General features: G+C 65.8%; 20 protein-coding genes and 1 pseudogene. 7 read left to right on the forward strand and 14 right to left on the reverse strand.

The window, feature by feature from the left end:
• Positions 1-25 precede the first annotated feature (25 nt).
• From BLR29_RS28995 to nosZ, 6 genes are all read right to left on the reverse strand, one after another.
• Positions 26-553: a nitrous oxide reductase accessory protein NosL gene (locus BLR29_RS28995; protein ID WP_092142620.1), complete on the reverse strand. Its 528-nt coding sequence runs from the start codon at positions 551-553 to the stop codon at positions 26-28.
• Complete coding sequence (locus BLR29_RS29000) at positions 547-1,374, reverse strand: ABC transporter permease (protein WP_092142623.1); 828 nt, start codon at positions 1,372-1,374, stop codon at positions 547-549. The genes BLR29_RS28995 and BLR29_RS29000 overlap by 7 nt, the downstream gene beginning before the upstream one ends.
• Positions 1,371-2,300, reverse strand: coding sequence for an ABC transporter ATP-binding protein (locus BLR29_RS29005; RefSeq protein WP_092142626.1), 930 nt, complete (start codon positions 2,298-2,300; stop codon positions 1,371-1,373). The genes BLR29_RS29000 and BLR29_RS29005 overlap by 4 nt, the downstream gene beginning before the upstream one ends.
• Positions 2,275-3,636: a nitrous oxide reductase family maturation protein NosD gene (locus BLR29_RS29010; protein ID WP_092142629.1), complete on the reverse strand. Its 1,362-nt coding sequence runs from the start codon at positions 3,634-3,636 to the stop codon at positions 2,275-2,277. Before BLR29_RS29010 ends, BLR29_RS29005 begins: the two co-directional genes overlap by 26 nt.
• Positions 3,633-6,194 (reverse strand): NosR/NirI family protein, encoded by a 2,562-nt coding sequence (locus BLR29_RS29015; protein ID WP_255371499.1) that lies wholly within the window; start codon positions 6,192-6,194, stop codon positions 3,633-3,635. The genes BLR29_RS29010 and BLR29_RS29015 overlap by 4 nt, the downstream gene beginning before the upstream one ends.
• A gap of 119 nt (positions 6,195-6,313) precedes the next feature.
• Entirely contained in the window at positions 6,314-8,242 is a 1,929-nt protein-coding gene (gene nosZ / locus BLR29_RS29020; RefSeq protein WP_092142635.1) for a TAT-dependent nitrous-oxide reductase, read from the reverse strand.
• Positions 8,243-8,539: 297 nt separating this feature from the next.
• On the opposite strand from nosZ, the gene BLR29_RS29025 reads away from it, so the two are divergent.
• Entirely contained in the window at positions 8,540-9,571 is a 1,032-nt protein-coding gene (locus tag BLR29_RS29025; RefSeq protein ID WP_092142638.1) for an FAD:protein FMN transferase, read from the forward strand.
• Positions 9,572-9,624: 53 nt separating this feature from the next.
• On the opposite strand, the gene BLR29_RS29030 is transcribed toward BLR29_RS29025, so the two are convergent.
• The gene (locus BLR29_RS29030; protein ID WP_092142642.1) at positions 9,625-9,828 is read right to left on the reverse strand and encodes a hypothetical protein; all 204 of its coding nucleotides are present in this window, start codon (positions 9,826-9,828) and stop codon (positions 9,625-9,627) included.
• Between the two features lie 442 nt (positions 9,829-10,270).
• Here BLR29_RS29030 and BLR29_RS29035 point away from each other — a divergent pair, with 442 nt between their 5' ends.
• Together BLR29_RS29035 and BLR29_RS29040 are read left to right on the forward strand one after the other, a co-directional pair.
• Positions 10,271-11,719, forward strand: coding sequence for a catalase (locus tag BLR29_RS29035; RefSeq protein ID WP_092142645.1), 1,449 nt, complete (start codon positions 10,271-10,273; stop codon positions 11,717-11,719).
• 136 nt (positions 11,720-11,855) lie between these two features.
• A complete protein-coding gene (locus BLR29_RS29040) occupies positions 11,856-12,428 on the forward strand; it encodes an ankyrin repeat domain-containing protein (protein ID WP_092142648.1) in 573 nt (190 codons plus the stop codon).
• Between the two features lie 10 nt (positions 12,429-12,438).
• Here BLR29_RS29040 and BLR29_RS29045 read toward each other — a convergent pair whose 3' ends face one another.
• A complete protein-coding gene (locus BLR29_RS29045) occupies positions 12,439-13,197 on the reverse strand; it encodes an SDR family oxidoreductase (protein WP_092142651.1) in 759 nt (252 codons plus the stop codon).
• Positions 13,198-13,214: 17 nt separating this feature from the next.
• Positions 13,215-15,056 (reverse strand): DUF4153 domain-containing protein, encoded by a 1,842-nt coding sequence (locus BLR29_RS29050; RefSeq protein WP_092142654.1) that lies wholly within the window; start codon positions 15,054-15,056, stop codon positions 13,215-13,217.
• Positions 15,057-15,275: 219 nt separating this feature from the next.
• Between BLR29_RS29050 and BLR29_RS29055 the strand changes: the two genes are divergently transcribed.
• Positions 15,276-16,742, forward strand: a complete 1,467-nt coding sequence (locus BLR29_RS29055) for an MFS transporter (RefSeq protein WP_092142657.1) — start codon at positions 15,276-15,278, stop codon at positions 16,740-16,742.
• Between the two features lie 154 nt (positions 16,743-16,896).
• Positions 16,897-18,456, forward strand: a complete 1,560-nt coding sequence (locus BLR29_RS29060; RefSeq protein WP_092142660.1) for a methyl-accepting chemotaxis protein — start codon at positions 16,897-16,899, stop codon at positions 18,454-18,456.
• 27 nt (positions 18,457-18,483) lie between these two features.
• On the opposite strand, the pseudogene ilvA reads toward BLR29_RS29060, so the two are convergent.
• A pseudogene (ilvA, locus tag BLR29_RS29065) lies at positions 18,484-19,596 on the reverse strand (threonine ammonia-lyase, biosynthetic); the annotation flags it as partial.
• Positions 19,597-19,690: 94 nt separating this feature from the next.
• On the reverse strand, positions 19,691-20,140 hold the full coding sequence (locus BLR29_RS29070) for a hypothetical protein (RefSeq protein WP_092142666.1): 450 nt from the start codon (positions 20,138-20,140) through the stop codon (positions 19,691-19,693).
• Here BLR29_RS29070 and BLR29_RS29075 point away from each other — a divergent pair.
• Together BLR29_RS29075 and BLR29_RS29080 are read left to right on the forward strand one after the other, a co-directional pair.
• The gene (locus BLR29_RS29075) at positions 20,139-21,908 is read left to right on the forward strand and encodes a putative bifunctional diguanylate cyclase/phosphodiesterase (RefSeq protein ID WP_092142669.1); all 1,770 of its coding nucleotides are present in this window, start codon (positions 20,139-20,141) and stop codon (positions 21,906-21,908) included. The two genes, BLR29_RS29070 and BLR29_RS29075, sit on opposite strands and share 2 nt — an antisense overlap.
• Positions 21,908-23,338 (forward strand): HDOD domain-containing protein, encoded by a 1,431-nt coding sequence (locus BLR29_RS29080; protein WP_092142672.1) that lies wholly within the window; start codon positions 21,908-21,910, stop codon positions 23,336-23,338. The genes BLR29_RS29075 and BLR29_RS29080 overlap by 1 nt, the downstream gene beginning before the upstream one ends.
• A 61-nt stretch (positions 23,339-23,399) precedes the next feature.
• On the opposite strand, the gene BLR29_RS29085 is transcribed toward BLR29_RS29080, so the two are convergent.
• The 3 genes from BLR29_RS29085 to BLR29_RS29095 all read right to left on the reverse strand — a co-directional run bounded on the left by BLR29_RS29085 (position 23,400) and on the right by BLR29_RS29095 (position 25,783).
• Positions 23,400-24,101 (reverse strand): glutathione S-transferase C-terminal domain-containing protein, encoded by a 702-nt coding sequence (locus tag BLR29_RS29085; protein WP_092142675.1) that lies wholly within the window; start codon positions 24,099-24,101, stop codon positions 23,400-23,402.
• 102 nt (positions 24,102-24,203) lie between these two features.
• Positions 24,204-25,133 carry a malonate decarboxylase subunit epsilon gene (gene mdcH / locus BLR29_RS29090; RefSeq protein ID WP_092142678.1) on the reverse strand — a complete coding sequence of 310 codons (930 nt, stop codon included), beginning with the start codon at positions 25,131-25,133 and terminating at the stop codon, positions 24,204-24,206.
• Positions 25,130-25,783: a malonate decarboxylase holo-ACP synthase gene (locus tag BLR29_RS29095; RefSeq protein WP_255371497.1), complete on the reverse strand. Its 654-nt coding sequence runs from the start codon at positions 25,781-25,783 to the stop codon at positions 25,130-25,132. Before BLR29_RS29095 ends, mdcH begins: the two co-directional genes overlap by 4 nt.
• Between the last annotated feature and the right edge of the window lie 55 nt (positions 25,784-25,838).

The following is a 25,838-nucleotide window of genomic DNA, read 5'->3' on the forward strand; positions in this document are numbered from 1 at the left end:
ACATGCGACGGCGACGCTACGGCGCCTACATGCGATGGTCGTGCGAAGCGCCCCCGCTCAGGTCAACCATCTCCGGCCTGACGTCGGCAAAACGAAGTACCTTGCCACCGTACGTGGCCGCGAATTTCCGCGCAGCCGCTTCATTGCGGAAGCTGGCAATGGTGGGCCCCATCGATCCGTGCCGCTTGCTACCCGACACGTAGAAGCCGGTCTTCGCATCAAACCAGTTGCCGCGAGGCGCTTCCCAGTCGGCCAGCTCCATGTCCTGCACGAAGACGGCCCGCACCGTGCGCACCTGCTCGGGCTTGAGGAGGGTGCTGAACACCTCCACCGTATCGCAATACCAGGTGGGTCGTGCCTCCCCCGCGAAATGGATCTGCCCCTTCGGGCCGGGATAGTCGGCCAGCAGCATGCCATCGAGATCACAGGTGGTGGCGGGATCGAAATCCGCGGGCATCGCCACTTGTTCGGTCTGGTTTCCGCAAGCGACAAGCGTTGCCTGCGACGCCACGGCAAGGGAAGCCAGCAATAGCTGGCGGCGGGTGATCAGCATTGACGGAATCTCCAGGAAGCCAGCGCCAGCGGAGCGGCGATCCAGGCCAGCATCGCAGCGCCCATCAGCCACGGATTGGCCAGGGACGTCGGCACGATGCTGACCACGCCATAGGTGCCGCGCAACTGGTCGAGCGAAAAGACATTGAGGATGCGGAAGACGTCCGCCGGATTGAGCAACAGCAGGTAGGCCAGCGTCTGGCCGCCCGCCTCGCCGCCGCTGGCGACCAGCAACCCCAGCAAGAGCAGATCGAACACCAGCACGAATCCAAACCACAGCGCGATGGCAAGCCCCGAGGCACGGGTGCGCTCACGCGTGGCAACGGAGATCAGCAATGCCAGGCTCAGGAAGGCCAGCCCGAGCAGTACCGCGCTGAACATGAAGACGAGATACTGGCGAAGTCCGGCCCAGCCGAACTGATGGAGCAACAACATGGCGACGAGCGCGAATCCGGCCAACGTGGACAGCGCGAGCGCCGCCGCCAGACCCAGATACTTGCCGAGCAGCAGTTCCAGCCGCGTCAGGGGCATCGCCAGCAGCAGATCCAGCGATCCGCGTTCCCGCTCGCCGACGATGGCATCGAACCCGAGCAGCAGCGCAATCAGCGGAATCAGATAGATCACCAGGCTGACCAGGCTGGCAATGACGAACTCGAGCGAACGCGGCCCGAACTGGCCTTGCTGCGCCCCGCCGAAATAGGTGATGACCAACGAGAACACCGCGAACAACAGCGCCACGGCCAGCACCCAGCGGTTGCGCATGCGGTCGCGGAACTCCTTCACCGCCAGCGTCGCAACCTGGCGCCATACGAAACCGCTCATGCTCCCCTCCCCAGCCCAAAAAACAGATCTTCCAGCGAGGGCTCGCGAATCTGCAGGTCCTGCACGCCATCGGTCAGCATCGCCAACACCGTCATCCTGGCTGCGCGCGGACAGGTCAGCACGACGTCCATGCCGCCATCACGCCAGGTGATATCTGGCACCGGTGCCAGGCGTTCGCGCAGCACGCGCTGCCGGATAGGATCGACGCGCATCGTCAGCGTCAGCGGCATATCCAGCCGCGCGCGCAACTCCGACACGCTGCCAACTGCCTGCATGCGGCCATTGGCCATGATGGCCAGGCGATCCACCCGCTCCTGCAATTCGGTCAGGATGTGCGAGCTGATGACAATCGTCGCGCCCTGCGCTTTCAGCTCGTGCAACACGGCATAGAAATCGCGGATGGCGGCGGGGTCCAGGCCGTTGCTGGGCTCATCGAGGAACAGCACGCGTGGCGTGCCCAGCAGGCACTGCGCAAATCCAAGGCGCTGGCGCATGCCTTTCGAGTACTCCCGCACTGGCTTCTTACCGGCCGCAGCCAGGCCAACACGCTCAAGCAGCACATCGCAACTCGCCCGATCCGCCTGCTTCAGCCGTGCGAAGAAGCGCAGCACCTCCGGCCCGCTGAGGTTGTCGTAGAGCGCCAGGTTCTCCGGCAGATATCCGATCTGCCGTCGGACGGCGCGGAAATCGCTGCTCCGCACCGACGCACCGGCTACCGTGATCTCGCCACGGGTTGCCGGAATCAGCCCGAGCATCAGCTTGAACAGCGTGCTCTTGCCGGCGCCGTTGTGGCCGATCAGGCCGAGTATCTCGCCGCGCCGCACCTGCAGATCGACGGCCTCGACGGCCTGTACGGCGCCATAGTGCCTGGCAACGTCTCGCAGAACGATCGCGCTTGCTTCATTGGTCACGGTAGTGCTTGTCACGCCATGCGCTCCAGTCGGGGTGTCCGGGAAACATGCGTGGCGCTGCGTCGACCACGCTGGGCACGCGCAGCACCGGGAACTGCTGGCTGACCATGCGCAAGGCCTGCACCGCCGGACTTGCCATCAGCAGCCTCACGCCCGGGTGCCGCCAGCTCAGGCGGGCCACCATGTCATTGGTCTCGAACGGCAGGTCGCCGACGCCATCGCCGTCGCGATCCCAGCCAAGGTAGTTGCTCCAGTGGTTGCCACCGGCGATACGCGATGCGCTGTCGGCTGACTTGCTCGATGACGGGTTCGATGACGTGCGCGAGGCAGCGCCCCAGGCTTCATCGCGCGCGCCCACATAGCGCACCTGCTCGCGATTGAGCATGAAGTCGTTGCCCTGCACCACGTTGCGCGTCGATCCTGCCGACAGGTGGACGCCCACGTCGTTGTCAACGACAAGGTTGCGACGCAGCGTCGCGTATTCGACGTCGTAGATGAAGAAGCCACGGTTGTTGCCGGCGACGACGTTGTCTTCGACCACCGCATCCTGCACGGTGCGCAGCATGATGCCGTGATCCGAGTTACCCCAGGCGCGATTGTTGCGCACGATCTGGTCGCGGACTTCCATCAACGCCAGGCCGCCACGGTTGTAGTAGCTCTCGTTGTCCTCCCACAGGTTGTAGTAGGAATTCATGTAGTGCGTGCCGTAACGACTGTGATGCAGCCGGTTGCCCCGGAAAACGGCATGATGCGAGACATCCACATAGAGCGCATCGCGCACGAAGCTGATGTGGTTGCCGACGATCTTCGCGCCCCGGGTGTTGTAGAGCTGGACGCCATTGCCGCGCTGCGGCGAGCTGTAGTCGCGCTTGCCGGTGATCACGTTGTCTTCGATCTGCACGTCGTTGGCCTTCTCGATCCAGAGGCCGAACAGGTTGTACGTCAGGTCGCACTGCCGCACCACCGCGCGGTGCGCGCCCGGGCGGATATAGATGCCGGCATTCTGGTCTTTTAGGCTGTCACCGGAATCGCGCACGATCAGACCTTCGATCCGCACGTCCGGCGCGTCAACACGCACGGTATCTCCCTGCAGGCCACCGCTGAGCGTAGGCTTGCCGAGACCTCGCAGCGTCATAGGTTTGTCGATGACAAAGTTTCCCACGTAGTAGCCACGCTCGATCTCGATCACATCGCCGGGCTTTGCGGCGTCAATCACGCGCTGGAGCGCGTCGCCCGGCCGTGCCTGCCATGTGGCCGCCTGCGCAATGCCAGACACCAGCACCACCAGCACCGCCAGCAGCCCGATCCATGCCCCAATCGATGTCCCGATCCACGCTCCGATCGTCTTCATAGAAGCAACAAACCCATGGCCTTCAGCAACAGGAATAACGCGGCGCCGGCAAGCAGGTTCTTGAATCCGACATAGCAGATCATGTCCATCCACCCCGCCCGTCTGTACCGATCCCGCCACCATGGGCCATCCTTGACATAGCGGCGGCCCGACATGCGGATTGGAACCTCACAGACGCTCCAGCCAACCCACGCGCCAATCATGGCCACGGGGCCCACCTGGCCACGAGCAGCCAGCATCCAGGCGACGCTCACCGCCGTCGCCAAGCCCAGGCTGCCAACGTGCAGCGCCCGATGCGAGCGCCAGCCCTCGACACTCCAGGGCCAGAAGTGATCGCGCATCTCCAGCCATAGCCATTTCAGGCCGCGCGAACCCGCCTTGTGTGCAGGCGTGACGGGGTCAGTCGGCATGCGCGGATCGGGACCATCCAGCTTATCGGGGCCGGCCGGGTGCATCGGAAGAATCGGGATGAAATAGCCGTCGCGGCCGATCGGCGTCATGGCCGGGCCGTCGCGCTCGCGCCGCTTGCGCTCCCTTGCCAGAGGCGGGCAAGCCGTGACATCGGTGTACAGCACCATGCAGTCGAGGCAATGCAGGCATTCGCGATGGTCAATACGCCCATGCACATCGATGGCCTGCGCGCCACAGCCCACCGCGCAGGCCTTGCATCGGTTGCAGTCCGGCTTGCGACGCAGGCCGAACCAGCGGAACGTACTCGGCATGGCCAGTGCGGCACCAAGCGGGCAAATGTATTTGCAGTAAGGGCGCTCGATGAAAAGGGACAGGCCCAGCAGCGTGCAGACGAACAGACCATACGGCCACGCGCGATGCGTGATGCCGACCAGGAAGGTAGTCTTGAAGGGTTCCACCTCCGCCAGCTTCTCGGCCAGGCCCATCGAGACCATCGACACCGCGAGTAGTCCGAAGAAGATCCCGTATTTGAGCCATTTGAGCCGGTCATGCCAGGCTTGCGGCAAATGCCGTTGCCACCGTTTCAGGCCGACCTTCCGGCCAAGCTTGTGGATCGCTTCGGACAGGGAGCCGAACGGACAGAGCCAGCCGCAGAACAGACCGCGCCCGAACAGGAACACGGTCAGGATGATGAAGATCCAGAACAGGAAGATGAATGGGTCCGAGAGAAACAGCGACCACTTCCACTGGAAGAGCAAGGCATGGAACCACGTCAGCACCTGCGTGATGGACGGTTGCGCCATGACGCCGAAGCCAACGAAGGCGATGCTCGACGCCCACGCGCAGTACTTGAAGACATTTACGGGCCATTTGTTCTTGTGGGTTGCGCGCCGTGTCAGCGCCTCACGGAACGCGTAGACGACGGTGACCGCGACCAGCAGCATCACGAAACAGGCAATCGCGACGGCGCGCGACTTCCATACCCGTACCCATGGCGCGCTGGTCTCCTCGATCTCCGGGCGGCCGCCTTCCAGCAGCGTTGCGGGGAGCCAGTAGTCGGCATCGAAACGAGTGAAGCTGCGCGCGCCGGTGGCGCGATCCACACGATTGCCAAGCAGCGAGAGTTTCCACGGATAGGCCGGGGAGAACGCCTGCGAACGGATCACGAAGATCGCCGACTCGTCGAACGCCGGCGCACCGTGGGCAACCAGACCATAGAGGTTCATATAGTCCAGGTCGCGGAACGTGAACGCGTCCGCGCCTTGCTTCACCTGAACGCGGTCATAGAGGCCGCCGCGCACGAAGCCAGATCCCTTGAACGATTCCGCACCGGCCGTGCGGATGATGAAGATGGCATGGTCGCCCGCGCGCAAACGGTCATGTAGATTGCGGTAGCCCAGCTCGCCCAGCAGGCTGCTGCCGACGTCAGGATGATTCAGGTCGCCAAACCATAGTTCGATGAAGGGCTCGGACGACCGCGCCAGCCCGAGCTGTTCGGGCATCACCCGCAGGCGTCGAACCACACCTTGGGAGACCAGATCCGCCCAGCTTGCCCTGGGGTTGCCCGGCGCGAAGCGGGCCGGCTCCCGGTGGGTCGGCGCCAGGATGCCGACCTGACGCGCAACCGCCGCGCCGGCCGTCATCATGACCTGGTTCTGCGCGATCACGGTGACCGTCGCACCGGAGATCGCATCCACGCCCAATATGCCCTCGTCCCGCCGCGCAGCGCCGATCTCGATCTTGTCCGCCACCGACTTTCCCAGGTACTGCTGATTGAACTTCAGCAGTGCCGATTCGGGAATACCAAGCAACAGGATCGGCTCGGAATGCTTCAGCACCTTGACCCCGACGAACCGGCCGTTCGTGTCCATGCCGATCAGCGTGACAACCGGCTTGCCCGAATAGGCCGGCGTATCCGTGATGTCGGTGGACAACATCACATAGCCCAGCGTCCTTTCCTTGCCGTCCGCCCCCGCGTCGCCATAGGCCTCGACGTAAGGTGGCTGGCCCATGCGTTCCGAGAAGCGCTTCGCGCCGGGAAATACATCGGCGCACGGCACCCGCGCGCACAAGTCACGTGCCGTGGCGAGATCCGGCGGCAGCGTCGCTTCATAGGCGCCGGACGCTCGTGCCAGGCTAGCCGCCATCACCAGAATGAGAGCGACCAGGATGGCGACTGCATGGGGTAGGTTGAAAGGGCGCATGTTGTTCTCATGCCCCCGCGCGGCGACACGCCATGCGGGGGTGGGGGGGTGCTGGCTCAGACTCAGGCTTCCACGATCATGCGAATGCGCATCTCCAGGTGCAGCGCGTGGCAGAAGTGAGTGCAGTAGCACCAGAACACGCCGGGCTTGTCGGCCACGAAGCTGACCGAAGCCGTCTCCTGTGGATTGACGATGAAGTTCACGTTGTACCGGGAGATCGCAAAGCCGTGCGTCAGGTCCTCGATCTTGTCCAGGTTGGTGAGGATCAGCGTGACCTCGTCGCCTTTCTTCAGGCGGATCTCGTTGAGGCTGAAGGCGGGCGCCTGTGAGGTCATCTTGACGGTGACCTTCTTGCCGTTGCGGAACACGCCGGATTCGGCCGGGTCCTTGACCGCCAGCGGGAAGTCATCCAGCGCGTAGACCTGCTTCGGACGCACCAGCTCGCGCTTGAAGATGATGAAGTCATGCGGCTCGCCACGCACCGGGTGGTCCGCCAGCAGCACCATCTTGTCGCCAGAAATGTCGATTAGCTGCTCGTTTTCCGGATGCAGCGGGCCTACCGGGAGGAATCGATCCTTGGAGAACTTGCAGCCCACCGCGAGAATCTTGCCGTCGGGCGCAATCGTCTCCGAGTGGGAGGCGTTCAGATGGCCCGGCTGATAATGCACGTCCAGCCTGTCGACCACATACTTGGCATTCTTGTCGCCGTGGTGGAACTTGATCGCGGCGGCAACATTCCACTTCACCACCTGGCTGTCCAGGAACAGCGTGGTGTAGGCATTGCCCCGATCATCGAAGGCGGTATGGAGGGGTCCGAGGCCCAGCTCGACTTCGGCCACGATGGCGTCGTCGATCTTTTCGAGCTTGCCATCGAACCAATCCAGCACCTTCGAGAGTTCGATCACCGTGGCCGTCGGCGAGAGCTTGCCGGCACAGATGAAGTACTTCTGGTCGGGCGTGGCATTGACCCCGTGCGGGTTCTTGGGCACCGAGACATAGGCCGTCAGCGCTGACTTCGGATCCTGGTTGGCGGAATGGGTGCCATCCACCACCGGCACTTTCGAATTGGCGTACGTCTTGAACTTTCCTGCCTTGACTGCGGCCTCGATGCGGGCAATGTTGAAGAACAGGCAGGCATCGCGCTCGGCGGCCATCATTTCCGCATAGTGCGTCGCGTTCTCGGTGTTGTACTGGTTGGTGGCCGCCAGCTTGCCGTCATAGGAGGTTGCGATCAGGTCGCAGTTCCCATCGACGACCACCTGCCAGCGTACTTCCATCGATTCGGCGTCGACACACGTGAACAGGCTGCGATCCTTGCTGGCGCCCCCGGAAATGCCATCAGGCAATGGAACACCAAATTCACCGCCACAGAACACGCGGGTCGTGTAGTTGATCTTCTCGTCGACGGGATCGCGCTTGTCCGGGAAGATTCCGTGGAAGCCCTGCACGTTGGGCAGGTCGGCGATCTTGTCGCAGGTGAAGTAGTCGAGGCGGATGCGCGCGAGGCGGGAATTGAGCTTGTCGTTGATCCAGGCGTAGCGGCCGTCGTAGTTCCCATCCTTGTACGACGCATGGGTATGGTGGCTATCGCCAACGTTGTACCGCAGGCTGCCGTCGGGCCGCGTACCCATGATCTTCTTCGATTCGTTGGTGACGCCCCAGCCCACCAGTGCATCCGGCACGAAGCATGGGATACGGAGGATCTCGCGGCCGGAAGGCAAGCCGAGCACGCGTACGTCCCCCGTATGGCCGCCGCTCCAGAGCCCGTAGTACGTATCGAGTTCACCTGGCTTCAGGTGGGTGACCACGCCATGTGTCCCCTGACCGGGGTTGGTGATGGCGCCGCCGGCTGGCGTAACGGCAGCCGGCGGCGTGGAGCCCTTGTCCGTGCAGGCCACCACGCCGGCGAGACTGGCCATGGCGGCTGTGCCGAGAAACTGGCGGCGACCTACACCACCAGCAGCGTGACCCGATGTTTTGTTGTTGCTCATTGAAAAACCCCCGAGAAGATGGTCGGGATTGGCGACCGGAAGTAAGTGCCTGAGGACAGGCGAATCTTCAAAGGTCGGCGGGTGCGCAGACTTGATAACCATCAACCGCCTGTTGAATAGGTATCGGCGCCGCATGTTTTCATCGGGCCAGGACGTCCGCTGGAAGCGTCTGCTTCTTAGAATGGAGCGGTCCAAAAAATGGAGCGTTGCATGAGCGAGACAAAGCCGAAGGTATTGGGTCCACGCATGACGCCGGCGCGCGGCGCGCGCACGACGCCATTGCACTGATATATCGCCATGCACCCTTCTCCTCCAGTCACCTTGCGCCCGGGCCGCCGTCGCCTGCTCGGCGCGCTGCCCATGCTGTGTACGGCCATGTGGATGCGGCCGGCTCTGGCTGACCCGCGCGTGGGCCGGTCGTCGCGCGTGCTGATGGGAACCCGCGTCGATATCACGGTGGAGGGGCGCCACGCTGACGCCGCGGAACCGGCAATGGCGGCGGCGTGGACCGAGATGCAGCGCCTCGTCGATATGATGAGCCGCTACCGCACAGATAGCCTGGTGCATGCGCTGCAGCGCGCCGCGGGCAGGCAGGCGGTAGCGGTGCCGCCCGAGATGCTGAGGGTCCTGCAAATGGCCCGCGACGTCTCGGCGCGCAGTCTCGGCGCGTTCGACATCACCGTGGGGGCGTTCTCCGGCTGGGATTTCGACCCCGCCCACCCCATGATCCCCAATGCCGCGGAAATCGCGCGCGAAATCCCACTGGTCAACTACCGTGACCTGCTGATCGACCCAGGACGTGGCACAGCCTTCCTGCAGCGGCGTGGCATGCGCATCGATCTTGGCGGGATCGCCAAGCTGCCTGTCCTCCAGGCGGGCATGGCGGCATTACTGCGGCATCACGACCTGGCTGGCGCGATGATCAATGGCGGCGGCGACGTGCTGGTCAGTGGGCAGTTGCAGGGCCGCGACTGGCGCATCGGTGTGCGCGATCCGCTTGCCCCCGGCCGGTTGATCGGCGCGCTCGCACTCAGCGATGGCGTCGTGGCTTCATCGGGGGACTACGAGCGCGCTTTCGTCATGGCGGGACGACGCTATCACCATATCCTCGATCCCCGCACCGGGCAGCCTGCGGCAGGGCCGCATGGCGTGACGCTGGTGGCGCGCGGCGTCGAGGAGATCAACGGCCTTGGCGCCGCGATCATGGTGGCTGGCTCGCGTGCCGGCCGCCGCTTGCTGGCCCCGCTGCGCGGCGTCGACGCATTGATCGTGGCGGGCGACGGCCAGACGTGGATGTCCGATGGAATGGCCACGCGGCTGCGTGCCTGACGATATTTCCCGCCTCGTCAGCACAACGAAAGACGTGTGATGCCGATGATTCATCAGCGCGACGCAATGTCTGGACAACTCGTCTCAACGCTGGGGCTTGCCTCGGATGGCGCGCCCTGCCGGGACCCGGCACGGGCCTCCCGACGGGCCAGCGCGGTGGCTAGCCGGTACTGGAAGAAGAACAGGGCAACAATGGCAAACATCGCGATGGCCGCGATGCCGAACCGATAGGCGATCCACATGATGGCAGCTTTCATTGACCTGTTGCCAGCGTAGAAAAATCCCGATTCAAACGGTGCAAAAAGCGAACGACACTGCGTAAAGATCGCGTCAACATCGGATCAGTCGACATCGCATCCGCACATCCATCGACGCCCTCCCCCACCGCCCACACGTCAGCGATTTGTCAGAGACCGGTCGGTCTAGTCGCCGCGCCAACCTACCCCCGGGTCGTGGGGCGCCGCGCTTCGCGCCCCGGCATCTCAAAACGCTTAACTCGGATTCGAAAAGTCTGTGCGCTATCGTCTCCATTGATCAATACGATATGACTTGTCGCATTCCATCTGCGATAGTCCAGTTCAACTCCTGTCGGCGAGTCAGTTCCCCGGCGCCTTCCGTGCAGCCTTGCCCGCGCTGCGATTGACCCACAAACGTCCAGGCACGACACACCGGTGTCTGCCACCGCATCAAGGAACCGCTATGAAGAAATTAACGACCGCTTTCGGCGCGCCTGTCGTCGACAACCAGAATATTCAGACCGCCGGCCCGCGCGGCCCGGCTCTGCTGCAGGATGTCTGGTTCCTGGAGAAACTGGCTCACTTCGATCGCGAGGTGATTCCCGAGCGCCGCATGCATGCCAAGGGTTCCGGCGCCTACGGCACCTTCACCGTCACCAACGACATCAGCAAGTACACCCGCGCCAAGCTGTTCTCCGCCGTGGGCAAGCAGACCGAACTGTTCCTGCGTTTCTCCTCCGTGGCCGGCGAGCGCGGCGCGGCGGATGCCGAGCGCGACATCCGCGGCTTTGCCATCAAGTTCTATACCGAGGAAGGCAACTGGGACATGGTCGGCAACAATACGCCGGTCTTCTTCCTGCGTGACCCACTGAAGTTCCCCGACCTGAACCACGCCGTCAAGCGCGACCCGCGCACCGGCCTGCGTAGCGCCGAGAACAACTGGGACTTCTGGACCGGCCTGCCCGAAGCGCTGCACCAGGTGACCATCGTGATGAGCGATCGCGGCATCCCGCGCACCTGGCGCCATATGCACGGCTTCGGCAGCCACACCTACAGCTTCATCAATGCGAATTACGAGCGTTACTGGGTCAAGTTCCACTTCGTCACCCAGCAAGGCATCCAGAACCTGACCGACGCCGAGGCCGCGGAAATCACCGGCCGCGACCGCGAATTCCATCAGCGCGACCTGTATGAATCGATCGAGCGTGGCGATTTCCCGCGCTGGAAGCTCTGCGTGCAGATCATGCCGGAGGCGGAAGCGGGCAAGTATCGCTACAACCCGTTTGACCTGACCAAGGTCTGGCCGCACAAGGACTACCCGCTGATCGAAGTGGGCATCATGGAACTGAACCGGAATCCGGAGAACCATTTTGCCGAGGTGGAGCAGGCCGCTTTCGCGCCGTCGACCATCGTGCCGGGCATCGGCTTCTCGCCCGACAAGATGCTTCAGGGCCGCCTGTTCTCATACGGCGACACGCAGCGCTATCGCCTGGGCGTCAACCACGCGATGATCCCTGTGAACTCGCCGAAGGCCGCCACGCACGTGAACAGCTACCACCGCGACGGCACGATGCGCATCGACGGCAACCGGGGCGGCACCACGTCCTACGAGCCCAACACGCGCGGCGAATGGGTGGAGCAGCCCGACTTCCGCGAGCCGCCGCTGACGCTGGAAGGCACCGCCGACCACTGGAACCACCGCGTCGACGACGACTACTTCTCGCAGGTCGGCGCCCTGTTCCGGCTGATGACGCCGGCTCAGCAGCAGGTGCTGTTCGAGAACACGGCCCGCTCCATCAACGGCGTGTCGCGTCCTATCCAGAAACGCCACATCGAACACTGCACGGCGGCCGACCCCGCCTACGGTGCCGGCGTGGCCGCGGCGATCGAAAAGATCGAGAGCCAGAAGTAAGCAAGGCGCGCGCTTGCCCGGGCCGGCGTGGCCGGGCAAGCGCGGCAACATGGCGACGATAGCTTCAGGAGGTGCCATCAAAACGAACCGGCAACGATGCCAGGGTCTTTTCGAGGCGCCCTCATAAAGGAATGACATGGACAAGGCGAAGACCGATACACGAGACAAGCCGCAAGACACCGACCGCCCCGACACCCTGACAGCGGAGGACGAAGCGCGGATCGTCGCGGCGCTGGGGCAAGTCTTCGAACTCGCGCGCAACGGTGATGGCGCCACGCTGGCGGGGCTGATGGCCAGGGGCATGTCGCCGGACCTGCGCAACGAGAAAGGCGACGGCCTGCTGATGCTGGCGGCCTACCACGGTCACGCGGAAGCGGTCCGCATCCTGCTGGAACACGGCGCCTCGCCCGATCTCCGCAATGCAGCCGGCCAGACGCCGATTGCGGGCGCGGCCTACAAGGGCTATGTGGACATCATCGGACTATTGCTGAGCCACGGCGCGGACGTCGAAGGTGCCTCGCCGGACGGCCGGACGGCGCTGATGACCGCCGCCATGTTCGACCGGACCGAGATCGTCGAACTGCTGATTGCGCACGGTGCAAATCCTGAAGCCCGCGATCAGCGCGGCATGACGGCCGCGGACGCCGCCGCCGCGATGGGAGCGGGCAAGGCCGCGGCGCATCTGGGCAAACCCCAGACGCGCCACTGAGCCAGTCCGCTCAGCCGCGTCCCACGAACGGCATCTTGGTGGCCATCACCGTCATGAACTGCACATTGGCATCCAGCGGCAGGTTGGCCATGTGCAGCACCGAACTGGCGATGTGGGCCACGTCGATCAGCGGCTCCGGCCGAATCTCGCCGTTGGCTTGCGGAACGCCACGCGCCATGCGGTTGGCCATGTCCGTCCCGGCATTGCCGATGTCGATCTGCCCGCAGGCGATATCCCATGCGCGGCCGTCGAGCGACAGGCTCTTGGTCAACCCCGTGATGGCGTGCTTGGTGGCGGTATAGGGCACGGTGTTCGGGCGCGGCGCGTGCGCGGAAATCGAACCGTTATTGATAATCCGCCCGCCACGCGGGTCCTGCGATTTCATCATCGCAAACGCACCTCGCGCGCACAGGAAGGCACCGGTCAGGTTGGTATCGACCACGGCCTTCCACTGCTCGACCGACAGCTCGTCGATCGGGACGGCCGGTGCGTTGATGCCGGCGTTATTGAAGAGCACATCCAGGCGGCCAAAACGCTCGCGGATGCGGGCAAAGAGCTGGTCCACCGACGCCGGATCGCCGACATCGCACTGCACCGCCAGCGCGGTCTGCCCGGCGGCGTTGGCCTGGGCGGCCAGCGCCTCCAGCGTCTCCGCCGTCCGGCCCGCCAGGACCACGCGATAGCCATCGGCCAGCATCGCCTGGGCCACGGCCTTGCCAATCCCGCGGGCAGCGCCCGTCACCAATGCGACTTTTGTTTCTTGAGTCATGCTGTTGTCTCCGTTTGTCAGGGTGTGCAGGGTGTCTCCGCCCGGTCGGTCGGCTGGAGGCGCAGGCGTCGTCCGTTGATGGCGAGGTCCGGCATGGCCGGCGCCGTCGCCCGGTAGCTGCCCTGTGCCAGGGCCTCGCCCATCATGGCCTCGCAGCCTCGTGGCATGTAGAAATTGGCCGTGACGCGCCAGAGGCCCGCTTCATCGGCCTCCAGCAACACGCCGAAGCGCGTCGATGCCTTCATCAACATCACGGCGGGTCCGCGCTCCGGAGCCAGATCCACGATATACGCGTCGCACCGTTCGCCGGCCGATCTCAGGCAATCCGGCAGCCCACCCTGCGCATTGCCGCTTCGCCAGTCGTTGGAAACAAAGGTAGCGGGCAACGCGCGCCCCGTGGTGCGAACCGTCAGATTCTTGCCGATGGCGGCGGCGTCCAGTGGCGCGGCGGGCGGCACGATCTTGCCGGCGGCTCGCTTCTGCGTGACCGCTTCAATGCGCTCACGAATCGCTGCCGCGTTGGGCCCGGACGTATCGGCCCGCAGGCTCGCCAGTGCTTCCCGGCCGTAACGCGCCGCACGGAGCTGCAGGTACTGGAAATCGAACTGTTCGGGCGATACCTTGCCGGCCTTGAGCCGTGCCACCTGGTTCCACACGGACAGCCGCGCCGGGTCCGCCACCGGCGTGAAAACAGCCACCAGCACCGCCAGCGTCACCCATGCCGTCAGCACATTGGTTGGCGCGATGCGCCGCAGCGAGCCATGACGCTCCAGCGCCGCCCATGCATAGCCCACCGCATAGCAGCCCGCCACGATCAGCGCGGCCGCCACCAGCACCCGGCGATCCGACAGCCCGTACTGGCCGATCCGCAGCGCCAGTGCGTAGCCCGCGATGGCGACCAGCGGCGCCAGCGTCAGGCAGCCGACGTATGTGGCCCGGCGCAACACGCGGGGCAGCGGGCCCTCGCCCAGGCCACTCTTGTAGACCGCGTTGATCAGTACGATCTGCACCGCCGCCACGCCCAGCAGCAGCGAGGCCGCCCAGCGCGTGGCCCAGAGCGGCGCCAGCCCCTTGACCAGCAGCGAGAGCAGGAAACCCGTCACGATCAGCACCAGCAACGGCAATATCCACGACAACAGCGTCAGCACCAGCGTACGCAGGCCACGGATAAAGTCATCGCGCACATCGGTGATATGGAGTCCGACTGCAAAGGCAATCGTCAGCACGGGAATGTTGAACCACGCTTCCCGGAGCAACTCGCCCAGGAATTTGAGTTGCAGCAACAGGAACAATCCCGCGCCCAGCCAAAGGACCAGATAAAGGACGACGGCAAACAGCGCCGCCAGATGGATTTGCAGACCCAGTTTCCAGCCCGTGCGGAAGTACGCCGGATATGGCGCAAACCATGTGCCGGCCGACTCGCCGGCGACGATCAGCGCGTAACTGATAAAGACGAAGACGCTGGCATAAAACCATGCCGTCGCGCCGGGAAACACCAACGCCCATGCGCTTGCGATATCGACGGGCGGGCCCGCGTCCTGCCCCGGACCGGCCAGCCGCCATGCGCTATGCCAGGCCAGCCAGGCCACCACCGCGCCGAGCGCGACGCACCAGACGGCCAGCCGGGAGGCCCGGAGTTGCGCAAACCCGAGGGTGACCACCGGCGGAATCAGCAGCGATACCAGCACGAGGGGACCAAAAAACGGGCTCTGCGCCAGCAAGGTGCGCGCGGCCAGCTCCCGGAATAGCCAGTAAAGGAGAATGCCTTGCCCGGCACCCACCAGAATGCGCCCGAGTAATAGCGAGGTATTGCCCTGCCCGGCTTCCCTGCCGCCGCCACCTGCCGAAATTGCGTGCATCGGTGCCCCTTTTTAATGTTTGGATTTGGCAATGCAGCGTCATGATAATCAGGTTGCGGCAGAAATGGCGCTCACTGCACCCCGCCATCTGATCTAAAGATATAACAACAAAGCATTTGGCCGTGCAGTGGCCTTCGCTTACGATCGGGCGGTCTTTTTCTCGCAGGACGGGCCGATCACGCCTGTCCGCCGCGCCTTCTTCAGCCGCCCCCAATCATCATGTCAGCCGATCTCGCCCTGTCGCCTGCCTCCGCCACGCAGGCCGCCTCCCCGGCGGCCGCCACGGCCAAGGCAACCATCCGCTCCGCCGCCGATGTGGCCAAACTCGTCAACCAGGGCGGCGCGGCCGTCAGCAATGCACGCATCGTCGTGGCGATTGCGCTGGGCGGCATTTTCCTGGACGCCTACGACCTCGGCGCGCTGGCCTTCGGCCTGAAGGACGTGGCGCGCGAGTTCAACCTGTCCCCGGCGGGCACCGGCATGGTGGCGTCGGCCATCACGTTCGGCGCCATCGTCGGCGCGTTCCTGGGCGGGTACTTCACCGACCGCATTGGCCGCTACCGCGTGTTCATGGCGGACATGGTCTTCTTCGTCGTGGCCGCCATCGCCTGCGCGTTCGCCCCCAACGAGTACGTGCTTGCTGGCGCCCGCTTCGTGATGGGGCTGGGGGTCGGCATTGACCTACCCGTGGCCATGGCATTCCTGGCCGAATTCTCGAAACTGCAAGGCAAGGGCAACAAGGCCGCCCGGGTGGCGATGTGGTGCCCAACCTGGTACGCCGCCATCTGCGTCTCCTACCTGCTGGTGCTGCTTTGCTATTCGGTGCTGCCGCAATCGCACAGCGGCCTGCTCTGGCGCATCATCCTCGGCTTCGGCGCGGTGCCCGCACTGGTCATCATCGCCGTGCGCAGCCGTTATATGAGCGAATCGCCGGTCTGGGCCGCCAACCAGGGCGACCTGCAAGGCGCCGCGAAGATCCTGCGGCAGTCCTACGGGATCGACGCCGTCGTCGCGCCCGATGCCGTGGTGGAGCCGCCCAAGCGGCCGGCGTCGTGGCGCAACTACGGCCTGCTGCTGAAGGGTGTGTATGCGCGCCGCACCGTGCTGGCCACGGTGATGTCGATCGCATCGTCGTTCGCCTACAACGCCGTGGCGTTCGGCCTGCCGGTCATCATCGCCAGCTTCCTGGCGCAATCGATGCTGACCACGATCCTGGTGTCGCTGGCGCTGAACCTGCTGTTCGCGTTTGTCGGCGGCCTGATCGGCGTGCACCTGGTGCCGAAGACCGGCGCCTGGAAGCTGACCGTGACGGGCTACGCCTTCCAGCTGGCCGCGCTGATCGGCCTGGCGCTGGTCGGCAAACCCGCCGGTGCCCCGCAGGTGGTGGCCGCCATCGGCTTCCTGGCACTGTTCCTGTTCGGCCAGGGCTTTGGCCCGGGCGCGCACACCATGACCTATGCGTCGCTGAGCTATCCGACCTCGCTGCGCGGCGTGGGCGTGGGCTTCAACCAGACGCTGATGCGCGCCAGCTCCACGGTGTCGCTGTTCCTGTTCCCGGTGCTGGCTGCCGCACTCAGCACCAAGGTGTTCTGGGTCATCGCGCTGGCCCCGCTGGCCGGGCTGATTGCGCTGCTGGCCATCCGCTGGGAACCGGCCAACTACGACGTCGACGCGGAAGATTTCTGACGCGCGAACGCAAGACTTCGCGCGACATCGCACTACGGCCCTTCGGGGCCGTTTTTCGTTTGTGGTGTGCACATTTGTGGACATTGCAATCGGGGCTACAGCGCATGTGGGGGGCCGCCGTTAAAGGCGTCATCGCGGCCACCTCTCCCCTGCCATGTTCAACAAGCTCTCCATCCGTCTCCGCCTCAATGCCGCGCTCACGTTGCTCGCCGCGCTGCTGACCGCTATCGGCATCATCGGCGTCGTCGGCATGCGCGCGTCCGACGCCGACATCCGCGAAATCCATACCAACCAGCTGGCCTCCACCGCATTCGTAGCGAAATCCCAGCTCAATGCCGCCGTCATCCGCACCACGCTGGATCGCGCGGTCTTCCACGCCGATGCCGCCGACGTGCCGGCCACGATCGACAAGGCCATCGCCTATCGCGCCAAGTCGGAAGCAGCCTGGCAGGCTTACCAGGCCTTGCCGAAGGCGGAGGCCGAAAAGCCGCTCTCGGCCGCCGTGGAGGCCAGGCGGGCCACGTTCTTCCGCGACGGGGTGGAGCCGCTGATCGCGGCGCTGCGCGCTGGCGATGCCGCCGCCAGCGACCGCGCCGTGATGGTGACCATTCCGCCGCTGTTCGTCGCGCTCACGGCCGCCGTGGACGCGCTCGAGAGCAATCAGGGCGAGCAGGCCAAGGCCATGTACGAGCACGCCACCGCGCGTTCGGAGCGGTTCCTGTGGCTGGTCACTTCCGCTATCGGCATCGGTCTCGTCGCGGCGCTCGGCTGCGCCATCGGCCTGCAACGCGCCATCTCCGCGCCACTCTCGCGCATGCTCGGCAGCTTCGGCGAGATCTCGCGCGGCAACCTGACCGAGACCATCCGCGTCACCGGCCAGGACGAAATGGGCGCGCTGACGCGTGGCTTGCAAGACATGCAGCGCGGCCTGATCGATGCCATCCAGACGATGCGCGGCGGCAGCGAAGCCATTGCCGGCGCCACGCAGCAGATCGCCGCAGGCAACCTCGACCTCTCGCAACGCACGGAGGAGCAGGCCAGCGCGCTGGAGCAAACCGCGTCCAGCATGGAGGAACTGACTTCGATCGTGAAGCAGAACGCCGACAACGCCCGGCAAGCCAACGCGCTGGCCGCGCAGGCATCGGAGACGGCATCGCGTGGTGGCGACGATGTGCGCCGCGTAGTCAACACGATGGGCGAGATCCAGTTGGCATCGCGCAAGATCGGCGACATCACTGGCGTGATCGAAGGCATCGCGTTCCAGACCAATATCCTCGCCCTCAACGCCGCCGTGGAAGCGGCGCGCGCGGGCGAACAGGGCCGCGGTTTCGCGGTGGTTGCGGGAGAAGTCCGCGCGCTGGCGCAGCGCTCCGCATCGGCCGCCAAGGAAATCGTGCAACTCATCAACGATACGGTGAGCCGCGTGGATGCCGGCACGCGCCAGGTGGATCAGGCGGGCTCGACGATGCACGACGTGGTGCAGGCTGTTCGCCGCGTGACGGACATCATGGGCGAGATCAGCGCGGCGTCCACCGAACAGAGTGCCGGTATCGAGCAGGTCAGCCTGGCCGTCAACCAGATGGACCAGGTCACCCAGCAGAATGCCGCGCTGGTGGAGGAAGCCGCCTCCGCCGCGCAGGCACTCGAAGAGCAGGCCGGCGTGCTGCGGGCATCGGTGGCGTCGTTCCGGCTGCCGGCGGCCGTGGTCCGCTGAATCGCTGAATCGTGCTCAGCGGGCGGCGGCTTCCACCACTTCCGCCCGCTCCGCCACGATCCGCAGGCGATCGAAGTTCATGTTGGCGCCGGAGGTGATGGCAACCAGCGTTTGCGGCGCGCCGCCAGCCTGTTCGGCAAATCGCTTCAGTCCGGCCACGGCCAGCGCGCCGGCCGGCTCCACCAGGCTGCGCGTGTCCTGGAACACATCCTTGATGGCCGCACACAACGCGTCGGTATCCACCGTCAGCACATCGTCCAGATGGGCCCGGCAGAGCCGGAAGGTCTCCTCGCCGACGCGCTTGACGGCGGTTCCGTCGGAAAACAGCCCCACCTCGCCGAGCGTGATGCGCTCGCCGGCCGCGATCGACCGCGCCATGGCGCAGGAATCCTCGGTCTGCACGCCGATGACGCGGATCTCCGGGCGCACGGCCTTGACGTAGGCCGCCACGCCCGCGGCCAGGCTGCCACCGCCGATCGGCACGAAGATGGCATCGAGCGGCCCGCGATGCTGCCGCAGGATTTCCATGCCGACCGTTCCCTGCCCGGCGATCACATCGGGATCATCGAAAGCGGGGATGAAGGTCATGCCGTGCTCGCGCTGCAGCATCAGCGCGTGGTCACAGGCTTCGCTATACGATTCGCCGGCCTGGACGACCTCCACCATCGCCCCGCCATGGGTCCGCACCGCATCGATCTTGACCTGCGGCGCCGTCAGCGGCACCACGATGATCGCCCGCACGCCGAGCCGGGCCGCCGACAGCGCCACGCCCTGCGCATGATTGCCCGCGGAGGCGGTGATGACGCCGCGCGCCAGCGCTTCCGCCGGCAGGTTGACCATCTTGTTGTACGCGCCGCGCACCTTGAACGAGAACACGGGCTGCTGATCCTCGCGCTTGAACAGGACCCGATGGCCCAGCCGGGCGGACAACCCGGGGGCGGAATCCATCGCGGTCTCCCGGGCCACGTCGTAGACGCGCGCGGTCAGGATGCGCTTGAGGTAGCCATCGGCATCCCGGGCACCGAGGTCCGGCGAACGGCCAGCGGATGGCGATGCGGACGCCGACGTGGCGGATAGCACGGAGGGCGGCGTGGTGCGCGCGGCGGATGGCGGGGGGGTTCGGGCGGCGGTTAACGGCATGGGGCGCTCCTTCCTGAAGGGGAAAATACCCGGGAGGCGGCCACAAAAAACCCGCCTCGGTGGGCGGGTTGTGTTGTCTACCTGTCGACGCGCGCTAACCCACCATTCGAGGAATGGTGCGAATAATCGCGGCAATGCGGGCGGCACTACGGACGTCGAAATGGATGTCGCCATGGATGTCCATGCGGGAGCCGATGCGGTAGCCGGTGCGGTAGCCGGTGCGGATGTCGAGGTAGCACATGAAGGCGAGTGTCCGCATTTCGCGTAACGGTGTCAATCCCAAAATCGCCGCGGCCGGTCCATGCACGGGGCGTCGTGTTGTAGCCGCGCCGACGACAGGGCGCGCATCCCCACCGCGGACGTCAGCGTGGCGCAAGGTCGTATTAGAATCGTCGCTGTCGATCCGTTCGGCACTGACGAAGCCAGTGGTCATGTTCCGGGTGCGGAATTGCCCCGGACTGGCTTTGCCCGGGTGTCGCAACGTTTTCCCCATTTTTACCGTTATCAGGCCAGCGACCATTGGATCCCGGGCCGAGGAAAACATGACCGCGTTTTCATACGATGTTCCCCTGGCGCCAGACTCCGCGGACCGCGGACGTACCGGCGCCCGCCCGGCCACGGGCGAGGCCGGGGCGTTGCTGGAAGCTTCCGGCGCGCTGGCCATGCGGGTCGACATCCAGGGTCGCATCCTCGAAGCCACGGAAGCCACGGCCAATCTGCTGGTTTACCCCCACGAATACCTGCTACGCACCTCCGTGCTGGACATCATCGCGCTGGAATCGCGCGACCGCGTCGCCCGGTTGCTGCACGCCACGGCGCAGGATGGCGCCCCGCGCCGGGAGCGCGTGCGCATCTTCGGCGGGATCGGCGCGAGCGGCTGGCTCGACCTGCGCATCGTCCATCACCCCGCCGGGACCGGCGAACCCAGCCTGCTGCTGTTCGGCTACGACATCACCGAGTGGGTGGAGAGCGAACGCGAGCTTACCGAGCGCGCGTTCCTGGACCCGCTGACCGGCGTCGGCAACCGGGCCTTTATCCGCAAGCGGATCGAGGAATATGCATCCGGCCCCGACGCGGGCCAGCCGTTCGCGGTCGCCCTGATGGACCTGGACGGCTTCAAGAACATCAACGATTCCCTCGGCCACGAATTTGGCGACGCCCTGCTGAAGGAAGTCGGCGCGCGGCTGGAGGACATCGTGCGCGGTCGCCAGAGCGTGGCGCGCCTGGGCGGCGACGAATTCGTGCTGATGCTGGACGGCCTGGAGGCCGAGGCCGATGCCATCCGCATCCTGGAGCGCGTCATCCATGTCTGCCGCCAGCCGTTCCTGCTGGGCGGCTGCCAGGTGCGCATCACCACCAGCATCGGGCTGGCGTTCGCTTCCGGCGCGATGCAATCGGAGTCGCAGTGGCTGCGCCGCGCCGACCTGGCCATGTACGAGGCCAAGGCGCTCGGCAAGAACCGCTACTGCGTCTATTCCCCGGAACTGGACCGCCGCCTGGACGAGCAGTTCCAGATCGAGCAAAGCATGTTCGAAGCCGTGCAGAACGGCGAGTTCCTGCTGCACTACCAGCCGATCGTCTGGCCGGGCTCGGCCCAGGTCTGCGCGGTGGAGGCGCTGATGCGCTGGGAACACGCGGGCAAGGAGATCCGGCCCGACGTGTTCATCCCCGTGGCCGAGAAGAACGGGCTGATCAAGCATCTCGGCGCCTGGGCGCTGCGTTGCGCGTGCGCGCAGCTCGCGGCCTGGGACGCGCAGGGCATCCACGTGGGCCACATGTCGGTCAATGTCTCGGCGGTGCAGTTCCTGCATCCGGGCTTCTTCGAAAGCGTGCGCAACGCGATCCACGACGCGCGCATCGGCGCGGACCGCCTGGTGCTGGAAATCACGGAAAGCGCGCTGATGACGGACCCCAAGGCGGCGGAAGACCTGCTGATGTCGCTGCGTGCGCTGGGCATCCGCTTTGCCGTGGACGACTTCGGCACCGGCTACTCCAGCCTGTCCTACCTGCGCCGCTTCCCGCTGTCGGCGCTGAAGGTGGACCGCAGCTTCGTGGCGGACATGGTGGACTCCCCGCATGCGCGCACGATCGTCTCCGCCGTGCTGTCGCTGGCGCGCGAGCTTGGGCTCGTGGCCATCGCCGAAGGCGTGGAAACCGACGCGCAGGGCGACCTGCTGGCCGCGCAGGGTTGCGACCTCGTGCAGGGCTGGCGCTACGCCCGCGCACTGAGCCCCGTGGACTTCGAACTGGCCGTGACCGATGGCAGCCTGGTCATGGGCCAGGGCGAAGTGTTCCTGCAGCGGGTGGCCTGATGTCCAAGACGGAGTTCTTCGAGACGTTGTGGGCGCGCATGGCGCAGCAGGGAGACTTCCCGACGCTGCAATACTGCGTCGACAACATCTTCAAGACACTGAACGCCGACCTGACCGTCGGCGAGATGGCCACGAGCGTGCTGTCCGATTTCAGCCTGTCCCAGAAGGTGATCCGGCTGGCCAACTCGGCCATGTACCGGTCCTTCGGCGGCGAAGTCACCACGGTCTCGCGCGCGATCCTGGTGCTGGGCGTGGAGGCCGTCAGCCACCTCACGCTCGGCATCCAGCTGCTCGACTATTTCCACGGCGTGGCGCCACAGCGCCCGCAGGCCGCCAAGGCGCTCCAGCGTGCGCTGGTCGCCGGCGAGATCACGCGCGCGCTGAGCCAGGCGCACGGCATCAACGAGGGCGAGGAAGCGGTCGTCTGCACGTTGATGCACCACATGAGCCGCCTGCTGCCGGTGTTCTATTTCCCGGACGAATGGGAGCGCGTGGAGGCGATGTGCGCCACGCATCCGATGACCGAGAACGAAGCCTGCCAGGAAGTCCTCGGCGTCTCGATGGAAGAGATCGCCGAGGGTGCCGCGCGCAAATGGCGCCTGCCCGGCCTGATCGCCCATGCGATGAAGCCCAGGACGCTGTCCCCGGACACAGTGCTGGAAACCCATGCCGACTGGCTGGCCGCCATCGCCCAGGTCTCCGCGCAGGCTGCCGCCACCATGGTGCGCGATGGCACGACTGACGCGGTCGAATCGCTGCTGATGTCGCACGCCAAGGTGCTCGGCCTGCATGGCAGCGACGTGGGCAGCGCGGTGCGCCAGGCGGACGTGCTCAATACGTCCATCGCAAAGGCCGAAGCGCCGGCGCACGACAACGCGCCCGCCACGCACCCCGGCAAGCCCGACGACACCCTCGAACGGCTGCGGCAGGGCCTGGCCGAGGTCCGGCGTGAAGGCGCCGGCCTGTCGGTGTCGCAACTGGCGCCGATGGTGCTGGAATCGACCATGCGTGCGCTGAATTGCTCGCGCTGTTTCCTCATGATGCTGAACCCCGCGACCAAGCGCTTTCACGCACGGCTGGGTTTTGGCGATGGCATGCGCGAGAAGCTGGCCGCCCTGTCCTTCGAGGAAGGCTTCGTGCCGGACATCTTCCACTTTGCCGGCTTGTCCGCCAGGCCCATGCTGGTCGAGGATTCGCTCGACCCGGAAATCGCGCCCCGCATCCCGCGCTGGTATCGCGACGCGATTCCCGATGCGAGATCGATCCTGTTGGCGCCCGTGAAGATGCGCAACCGCTGCATTGCCCTGATCTATGGCGACTGGGGCGCCACGCTCCTCAATGGCGGACTGGGCGATCCGGAACTCGACATGGTGGACCAGCTGATGCAGGAGATCGCCGCCGGAGTGCTGCGCGCCGCGCCGCAGCGCTAGCGTCTTCCGGGGCCGCGCCTGCGGCCGCTGCGTCTCAGCGGCATCTCGGCGGCATCTCAGCTCATAGCGGCGCCTGTCCGATTGCCGACCGAACGCCATTGACGTGCCGGACCAAATTTGGCCGGGACGATACATGCTGCTTCAGCGGCGTATCGATGTCGTAGCCGTAAATATTGGCGACGAACCCATAGATCGCCGCATCGACGCTGGTCGGCACGGCCCCGAACAGGAAGGGCTGCTCCCCGAGCAGGTTGGCGACCACCGTCAGGTCCGCGATGCCGCGTGCGTACACCGCTTCCGGCTCGTACCGCCCGATCCCCTGGTAGTAATAGCGCTCGGCGTTGTACGCCTTGGCCGCTTGCAAGTCGGTCTCCTTCAGGTCCGGGTGAGTCTGCAGCAAGGCATCCCTGAAGCGCGGCCAGTAGCGCTCGTCGCGCCAGCGCGAATACGACATCACCCAGTACAGGTCGTCCAGCGTGCGGCGCACCATGTGGTCCGTGTCGCGCTGCGCATCCGTCAGGGTGTCGTCGATGGTGAGGCGGTGGCGCGTCTGCAGATGGCGGATGATCGCGTCGCTGTCGCCGATCGTCTCGCCATCATCGTCCACATACGGCAGCTGGCCGCGTGGCGCCGCCCGGGTGTCCAGGATATGGCGGTGCGTGAACGGCAACCGGCACAGGTGAAGGAACGCGAACACCTTGAGGCCGTAGGGATTGTTGTCCTCCAGGCCAAACAAGTCCGGGTACGAGTACAGGGTAATCATGCGGCGCTCCCCTCACGCCTTGAGTGGCCGATCTTAGATTAGTCCATCGCCCCGCTGCCTGCAGCGTGCAGCAACCCGCGCAACCGCCCCAAGCCTCCCCCATCACGCCGCGCCGCGAGACTCCCGCTGCATCAGCACCAGCACGCTATCCATGCGCATGTCCGCGCAGGCCACGGCCTCTGGCAGTACCAGCTTGCCGAGGCGGGTCAGCACGTTGCCCGGTGGCATCTCCACCGCCAGCCGCATCTCGCACGCGCGCGCCAGCAGCGTCGTCTCGTGCCAGCGCACGGGCATGGCCATGTTGTGGGCGAGGTCCGCCGCGATGCGCGCCGGGTCGCGCAGCTCCCGCGCCGCGCTGGCACTGAACACCCGCAGCCGGGGCCGATGCAGCTCGATGCCGTCGAACGCGCGCGCCAGTTTGGCGGCCGCATCGTCCAGCAACGGGCAATGCGACGGCACGGCAATCGCCACCGGCTTGGCCGCGTGCGCGCCCGCGGCCAGCGCCAGCGCGGACACGCGAGCCATGGCCTCGTGTGCGCCGGCGATGACCAGCTGCGTCGGCGCATTCAGGTTGGCAAGGTACACCGGCGATGCCTCGCCATGCACCTGCGCCAGGATTGCCTCCAGCGGCCCGCGTTCCAGCCCGAGGATCGCCGTCATGCCATAGCCCTGCGGGTAGGCCTCCTCCATCAGGCGGCCGCGCAGCGCCACCAGTCGGACCGCGTCGTCGTATGCGATCACCCCGGCGATCACCGCCGCCGCAAACGCGCCGATCGACAACCCCGCGACGGCATCGGGCCGCCCGCCTTCGGCTAGCAGGGCACGTGCCGTCGCCACGCCGGCCGCCAGCAGGCAAAGCTGCACGGAGACGGTCGACGCCAGGCTGGCCGCATCGTCCATCGACAGGACGTCGCGCCCCAGCGCCTCGCTGGTTTGCGTCAGGGTCTCAATGACGGACGGATGGTCCGGCAGCGCATGGAGCATGCCGGGCCGTTGCGCGCCCTGTCCCGGAAAGGTCAGCAGCGTGCTCATGCCGGCTGCCACGGGTCCGCGCAGAGGACCGGGCCGGTGGCGGTCTTCAGCAAGACGCGGCCGCCAGTGCGCATGCGCTCGCGCAGCGCGAACGCGCCGAATGGCGTGGCCACCTGGATGTCGAGCCGCGCCTCGTACGCGCCGTCGATCAGCGCGCCGAGCCATTGCGTCTCGTCATCCGACAGCGCTGTCGGGCAGGAAATGAGCAAGTCCACGTCGCTACCCCGATGCAGCACGTCGATGTCTGACGCGAGCGCGAATCCAACCGCGCCCGTCACGCCCCACTCCAGTTGGCGATCATCGAGCCGTGGCGCCACGCGCGACAGTTCGCGCAACGCTGGTATCTCCGCGAGGCGCGGATGATCGCGCCAGCGCGCCTGCCGGGCGATGGCATCGGGCGACATGACGCGCGCGCACTGCGCCGCCGTCAGCCACGCGGCATGGCGCTGCGCGCGCGAGCGCCCCCGCAGGCCGACCGGAATCCGGCCGTCCGATGCCTGATCGCGCCGGACCACCACTGGCGCCCGCGCCAGCCATGCCGCATCGGCCCAGTCCGGCAGCGGCTCGCCGGCAACGAAGGCCTCCGGGTCATCGATCCAGATCAGGTCGTGGGGCTGCGGGGTGCGCATCCGCGTTGTCGCCATGTTCATGTCGTCGCCATGCCGTCCTTATGTCGTCCTTATGCCGTCCCTATGCCGCCCTCAC

This window comes from Cupriavidus sp. YR651, assembly GCF_900101625.1.
GTDB lineage: Bacteria > Pseudomonadota > Gammaproteobacteria > Burkholderiales > Burkholderiaceae > Cupriavidus.

What these genes read in the sequence shown, in the direction of transcription:
- BLR29_RS28995 (WP_092142620.1), bottom strand. Translation starts at nt 553, where the DNA reads ATGCTGATCACCCGCCGCCAGCTATTGCTGGCTTCCCTTGCCGTGGCG.
- BLR29_RS29000 (WP_092142623.1), bottom strand. Translation starts at nt 1,374, where the DNA reads ATGAGCGGTTTCGTATGGCGCCAGGTTGCGACGCTGGCGGTGAAGGAG.
- BLR29_RS29010 (WP_092142629.1), bottom strand. Translation starts at nt 3,636, where the DNA reads ATGAAGACGATCGGAGCGTGGATCGGGACATCGATTGGGGCATGGATC.
- BLR29_RS29015 (WP_255371499.1), bottom strand. Translation starts at nt 6,194, where the DNA reads ATGGCGGCTAGCCTGGCACGAGCGTCCGGCGCCTATGAAGCGACGCTG.
- nosZ (WP_092142635.1), bottom strand. Translation starts at nt 8,242, where the DNA reads ATGAGCAACAACAAAACATCGGGTCACGCTGCTGGTGGTGTAGGTCGC.
- BLR29_RS29025 (WP_092142638.1), top strand. Translation starts at nt 8,540, where the DNA reads ATGCACCCTTCTCCTCCAGTCACCTTGCGCCCGGGCCGCCGTCGCCTG.
- BLR29_RS29030 (WP_092142642.1), bottom strand. Translation starts at nt 9,828, where the DNA reads ATGAAAGCTGCCATCATGTGGATCGCCTATCGGTTCGGCATCGCGGCC.
- BLR29_RS29035 (WP_092142645.1), top strand. Translation starts at nt 10,271, where the DNA reads ATGAAGAAATTAACGACCGCTTTCGGCGCGCCTGTCGTCGACAACCAG.
- BLR29_RS29040 (WP_092142648.1), top strand. Translation starts at nt 11,856, where the DNA reads ATGGACAAGGCGAAGACCGATACACGAGACAAGCCGCAAGACACCGAC.
- BLR29_RS29045 (WP_092142651.1), bottom strand. Translation starts at nt 13,197, where the DNA reads ATGACTCAAGAAACAAAAGTCGCATTGGTGACGGGCGCTGCCCGCGGG.
- BLR29_RS29050 (WP_092142654.1), bottom strand. Translation starts at nt 15,056, where the DNA reads ATGCACGCAATTTCGGCAGGTGGCGGCGGCAGGGAAGCCGGGCAGGGC.
- BLR29_RS29055 (WP_092142657.1), top strand. Translation starts at nt 15,276, where the DNA reads ATGTCAGCCGATCTCGCCCTGTCGCCTGCCTCCGCCACGCAGGCCGCC.
- BLR29_RS29060 (WP_092142660.1), top strand. Translation starts at nt 16,897, where the DNA reads ATGTTCAACAAGCTCTCCATCCGTCTCCGCCTCAATGCCGCGCTCACG.
- BLR29_RS29075 (WP_092142669.1), top strand. Translation starts at nt 20,139, where the DNA reads ATGACCGCGTTTTCATACGATGTTCCCCTGGCGCCAGACTCCGCGGAC.
- BLR29_RS29070 (WP_092142666.1), bottom strand. Translation starts at nt 20,140, where the DNA reads ATGTTTTCCTCGGCCCGGGATCCAATGGTCGCTGGCCTGATAACGGTA.
- BLR29_RS29080 (WP_092142672.1), top strand. Translation starts at nt 21,908, where the DNA reads ATGTCCAAGACGGAGTTCTTCGAGACGTTGTGGGCGCGCATGGCGCAG.
- BLR29_RS29085 (WP_092142675.1), bottom strand. Translation starts at nt 24,101, where the DNA reads ATGATTACCCTGTACTCGTACCCGGACTTGTTTGGCCTGGAGGACAAC.
- mdcH (WP_092142678.1), bottom strand. Translation starts at nt 25,133, where the DNA reads ATGAGCACGCTGCTGACCTTTCCGGGACAGGGCGCGCAACGGCCCGGC.
- BLR29_RS29095 (WP_255371497.1), bottom strand. Translation starts at nt 25,783, where the DNA reads ATGAACATGGCGACAACGCGGATGCGCACCCCGCAGCCCCACGACCTG.